The sequence below is a fragment of the Ponticaulis sp. genome, from assembly GCF_029210165.1.
Taxonomy (GTDB): domain Bacteria; phylum Pseudomonadota; class Alphaproteobacteria; order Caulobacterales; family Hyphomonadaceae; genus Ponticaulis.
The window spans coordinates 1-3,205 of sequence record NZ_JARGNT010000006.1 but is presented as its reverse complement, the minus strand read 5'-3'; the positions used below and the strand labels follow the sequence as shown (position 1 = coordinate 3,205).

Sequence of the window (3,205 nt, the reverse complement as noted above, 5' to 3'; positions counted from 1 at the left end):
ATTTACGTTGCAGATCGAGGCTGAGGGCTATGGTTCAGGCTCATTGGCCAAGTACAGCGCCACCGCGAAGGCCCTTTGGTCTGCGATGGAAGCGGCAAAGCTCAGCCCCGCCAACCTGACCGACGACTGCATGGAGCAGTTTACTACTCAGATAATCAATGCCGTTTCTAAAAAAGACCAAAAGCACTGCCGCCACCGCCTGAACCGGTTTCGAGATTATTTGATTGAGAACGCCAACGCCGCGCCACGCTTACCACCACAGCTGGATATGTCGCCACGAGCCTGCCTGAAACGTGAATATGAGACGTATCTCCGCGTTCAGCGTGGGCTGTCCGATGATACGATCTATCATTGCCTGCGCTTCTATGAGCGGTTCCTGACAGCGAAGTTTGGCGAGGGCTTAGGTGACCTGCATTCGATCAAACCGGACGATATTACAGGCTTCATCATTCGGTTGCGCCAAGAGCAGAATGCGCCGCGCGATAAGACGGGTCCGTCACACCTTCGCAACCTTTTCCAGTTCCTGTTTTGGAGCGGCAAAACAGAGCGGAACCTGAGCAAGTCGGTACCAAAGGCCCGACAACCGAAACCAACAGGTATCCCGCGATATCTCGAACCAGACCAAGTTAACCGCTTGATAGGCGTGGTTCGAGGGCACAAGAAAACTGGCCGACGCAACTATGCAATGCTGATGCTTATCGCCCGTCTGGGGCTTCGAGCACCAGAGGTGACAGCGATAGAGTTGGATGACATCGATTGGCGTGCAGGTGAGATATTGATCCGGGGCAAAGGGCAGTTGCACGACAAGATGCCAATGGCAGCAGAGATTGGCGAAGCAATTGTGGATTACATTCAAAATGAACGCCGAGGGCCAGACCGCGCGTTGTTTGTCTCAGTAAAACCGCCATTCAAAAGGTTCAAGGATGCTCAAATCCTGCGCTGGATTTTGCGTGATGCCTATGACGCAACCGGTATTACCCCGCCACAGGCATACATCGGCACCCACATTCTTCGGCACAGCCTCGCCACAGATATGCTGCGAAATGGCGCATCACTTTCTGAAATCGGCGACGTTTTGCGTCATCGTTCTCCACTGGCAACGACAATCTATGCGCAACACGATATCGATGCCCTGCGCTCAATCTCGCGCCCTTGGCCGACTGAGGAGGACATGCAATGAAAACGCTTTCCCAACGGCTTGACGAATACTTGGCTTTGCGCCGCGCGATGGGTTTTGATCTATCGTTTGATGAACGAGTGCTGCGCAAGTTCGTGAACTACGGCGACGAAATCGGGGAGCATCTGATCTCGACAGCCTTGTTCCTCGATTGGAAAGAAAACTATGGCAGTGCGGACGAAAACACCTGGTCTCACCGCCTCGGGATGGTTCGCAGATTTGCCTTCTGGCTTGCGGAACATGACGGCCAAACCGAGATCCCATCAAGCCAACTTGTTGCAGGCCGATACCGAAGACGCGTCCCTTACATTTACGCGCCGAAGCAAATTGCAGATATCGTCACTGAGGCCGGTCGTTTACCGTCGCCATATGGACTAAGGGCTGCACTGTGGCAGACCCTCTTTGGCTTGATCGCTGTTACAGGAATGCGTGTGAATGAAGCACTGTCTTTGAAACAGCACGATGTTGATCTAAACAGCGCGGTTCTTGTCGTCAGGAACTCCAAGAATGGAGGGGATCGACAGCTCCCGTTCAACAAGGATACCGCTAATCGGCTGGCGTCTTATGCCCACTTGAGAGATCGCTTGATCGAACATCAAACGCAGCGGTTCTTTATCAAAGAAGATGGCGAACCGGCTGGTGACTGCGGCGCGCGATACAACTTCGCGCAAGTCAGCCGAAATGTCGGTCTACGATCCCCTCAATCCTTCAACCGTCATGGTCATGGCCCTCGCATCCACGATTTGCGACACAGTTTTGCGGTCCACACGATCTTGGATTGGTTCCGAGAAGATCGGGATATTGAATGTGAGATGTACAAGCTCAGCACCTATTTGGGACATTCAGAGCCAAAGCACACATTCTGGTACATCGAGGCGGTGCCAGAACTCATGCAACTCGCCGCTGCGCGGGCCGAACAACGGGTTTTGGAGGGTGCATCATGATCGCAACCTATCCATTGCCGGTCTACGTTCAGCGGTTCTTTACCGAACGGCTTTTGACGCAAATGCAGGCTAGTCCGAACACCATTGCCAGCTATCGTGACACCTTCAGGTTATTGCTGAAATATGCAGAAGTAGAGACGAAACTACAACCAACGGACCTGCATGTTGCACACATTGATGCTGACATCATTGGGCGGTTTTTGACTTTCTGCGAAGAAAATCGAGGCAACAGCGCGAGAAGCCGGAACACACGTCTTGCCGCCATTCGGTCATTCTTCAAATATGTGGCTGGGTGCGAGCCTCAGTTGTTGCATCATTGCCAAAGGGTTCTTGCCATGCCCTCCAAACGTTATGAAAAACGTGTCGTAGACTTCTTGACCCGTGATGAAATGGAGGCGCTGCTAAAAGCACCCGACCAATCGACTTGGTTTGGTCGGCGTGATCGGGTCCTTTTGCTTACGATGCTCCAGACAGGGTTGCGAGTATCGGAGTTGATCGGTTTGCGGGCAACTGATGTTGAGCTTGGAGCGGGGCCTCATGTCAGGTGCATGGGCAAAGGCCGAAAGGAACGCGCGACACCGCTTCGAAAAGACAGTCAAAATGCGTTGAAGTGGTGGCTGGCTCAATCGGGTGCTGCTTCCAGCCAGCCTCTGTTCGCAACCATTCGAGGCACGCCCTTGAGCAGAGACGCAGTCGAACGAATAGTTCGGAAACACGCGAGTACTGCTGCCCAGCACAGCTCGACGTTCAGGTTGAAGCGTGTCACACCACATGTTTTGCGCCACACGGCTGCAATGCAGCTTTTACAAAGCGGTGTCGATAGGACCATCATTGCCCTTTGGCTCGGCCATGAATCCGTCGAGACGACGCAGGTCTATATCCACGCTGATATCGAACTTAAGGAAAAGGCGATGGCTTTGACAAAGCCTGTGGACGCGCCGGGCGGTCGCTATCGACCCGGTGACGAGCTGTTGTCGTTCCTCGAAGCCTTGTAAGTTATGCTAACTTGCCGCGCTGAATACCCCATCAAATCAGGCTTTTGATGGGGCAGCGCGGCATAATCAAAAGCGCGGCATTATGGGCA

3 protein-coding genes are annotated in these 3,205 nt (G+C 53.3%); all 3 read left to right on the top strand.

Annotated features, from left to right (window positions below):
- On the top strand, positions 1-1,180 hold a 1,180-nt coding region (locus P1U45_RS16605; protein ID WP_301060032.1), incomplete at its 5' end, for a tyrosine-type recombinase/integrase.
- Positions 1,177-2,121, top strand: coding sequence for a tyrosine-type recombinase/integrase (locus tag P1U45_RS16600; protein WP_301060031.1), 945 nt, complete (start codon positions 1,177-1,179; stop codon positions 2,119-2,121). The genes P1U45_RS16605 and P1U45_RS16600, both read left to right, overlap by 4 nt.
- A complete protein-coding gene (locus tag P1U45_RS16595; protein ID WP_301060030.1) occupies positions 2,118-3,116 on the top strand; it encodes a tyrosine-type recombinase/integrase in 999 nt (332 codons plus the stop codon). The genes P1U45_RS16600 and P1U45_RS16595 overlap by 4 nt, the downstream gene beginning before the upstream one ends.
- The last annotated feature ends 89 nt before the right edge of the window (positions 3,117-3,205 follow it).

Bases quoted from the DNA above. Each gene is read 5' to 3' on its own strand.
- P1U45_RS16600 (WP_301060031.1), top strand. From the start codon at position 1,177: ATGAAAACGCTTTCCCAACGGCTTGACGAATACTTGGCTTTGCGCCGC.
- P1U45_RS16595 (WP_301060030.1), top strand. From the start codon at position 2,118: ATGATCGCAACCTATCCATTGCCGGTCTACGTTCAGCGGTTCTTTACC.